Origin of the sequence: Brooklawnia sp. (assembly GCF_049651565.1) — a bacterium.
Lineage (GTDB): Bacteria > Actinomycetota > Actinomycetes > Propionibacteriales > Propionibacteriaceae > Brooklawnia.
Genome location: NZ_JBASCI010000250.1, coordinates 1 through 1,521 on the forward strand (window position 1 = coordinate 1; position 1,521 = coordinate 1,521).

Here is a 1,521-nt window from a genome sequence, read left to right on the forward strand (position 1 = left end):
CCCACCAGCCCCCAGCCGGCCACCCAGCCGGCACCCGGTCTGCCCTGGACGACCGCCGGCCAGGCAGCCGAGGGGTACCCTGCCGGCGCCGGCGAGGATGAGTCACAGCCGGGTGCGCAACCGGCGGGCCACGCCCCCGACTGGACGCCCGCCAAGCGGCCACCGGGGGCCGACGTCTAGCAGATTTTGACCGCTTCAGCCAACTTGACGCGCTGAGAAGAACAACGGTGTAATTTCATCGTTGTAACAACCCGTGCGCAGTCCAGTCCGGCGGAAGGAGCGGGGATGCAGATCTTGTTGGCGCTCGTCGACACCACCGAGCAGGGGGTTCTGGGGTGGCAGGACGAGGCCCTGTGCGCCCAGACCGATCCGGAGGCTTTCTTTCCCGAAAAGGGCGGATCGACCCGTGAGGCCAAGCGGGTCTGCCAGAACTGCACGGTTCGGGCCGAGTGCCTGGAGTACGCGCTCGCCAATGACGAACGATTCGGCATCTGGGGTGGGCTGTCGGAGCGGGAGCGCCGCCGGCTGAAGAAGCAGGCGGTCTGACCACCGCCTTGTGGACGCTCCGGCGACGCGCTGAGTAGTCTGCATGGGTGATGGACCAGCCAGACCAGATGTGGGCCTGGGCACACGAGCAGCCCACGCAAGCGCCCCTCAAGGTGGACGCCAGCCAGGTGCTGGCGGTGCTGGTGGCGCACAACGGTGAGCAGTGGCTGCCCCGGACCCTGGTGGCGGTGGCCCGGCTCGATGTCCAGCCCGGTCGGTTGGTCGCAGTGGATGCCGGATCGACCGACGGCTCCCGGGCCCTGCTCGAGAAGGGCCGCAGCGACGGCCTGATCCACGACATCATCGACGGCCCCCCCGACCAGGGGTTCGGGGCCTGCGTCCAGCTGGCCGTCGAGCAGGCGGCCGACTTCGACGCCCAATTGCTGTGGCTGCTGCATGACGACTCCGCACCCACCCGCCGATGCCTGACCGAGCTACTGCTCGGCGCCGATGACGCGGGCGAGGAGGGGCAGCGCCCCGCAATCGTGGTGCCCAAGCTGCTGCACCCCAAGCGACGCAACCACCCCGACCAGATGAGCGCGGTGGGGGAGTCGATAGCCCCGTCCGGCGCCCGGGTACCCACCGTCGAGCGTGGCGACATCGACCAGCATCAACTGGAACCGGCTCGGGTGCTCGGCGCGTCCACCGCCGGCATGCTGATCACCATGGACGCCTGGCGCGAGCTGGGCGGCTTCAACCCCGAGATCCCGCTGTTCCGCGACGGCGTCGAACTGGGTTGGCGCGCCAACGCCCACGGCATGGTGGTGCGCACCTGGCCGCAGGCGTCGCTGCGCCACGTTGAGGCCGGCCGGGTCGGGCTGCGCGAATCGGTGCTCGCCCCCGACTCCAGCCAGGCCGACCAGGCCGCCGGCATGTCGGTCGCCGTCATCCATGCCGACAAGCCTGCCCGCACGATCCGGCGGCTCAGCGCGCAGTCGGTGGTGCAGGCGTTCGGCTACCTGCTCGGCAAGTCGC

3 protein-coding genes are annotated in these 1,521 nt (G+C 70.2%); all 3 read left to right on the plus strand.

Features of this window, described 5'->3' with window-relative positions:
* A partial coding sequence (locus tag WBL05_RS11905) for a hypothetical protein (RefSeq protein WP_424226182.1) occupies positions 1–180 on the plus strand: 180 nt, incomplete at its 5' end.
* Positions 181–285: 105 nt separating this feature from the next.
* A complete protein-coding gene (locus WBL05_RS11910; RefSeq protein WP_424226184.1) occupies positions 286–546 on the plus strand; it encodes a WhiB family transcriptional regulator in 261 nt (86 codons plus the stop codon).
* 50 nt (positions 547–596) lie between these two features.
* A partial coding sequence (locus WBL05_RS11915; protein ID WP_424226185.1) for a glycosyltransferase family 2 protein occupies positions 597–1,521 on the plus strand: 925 nt, incomplete at its 3' end.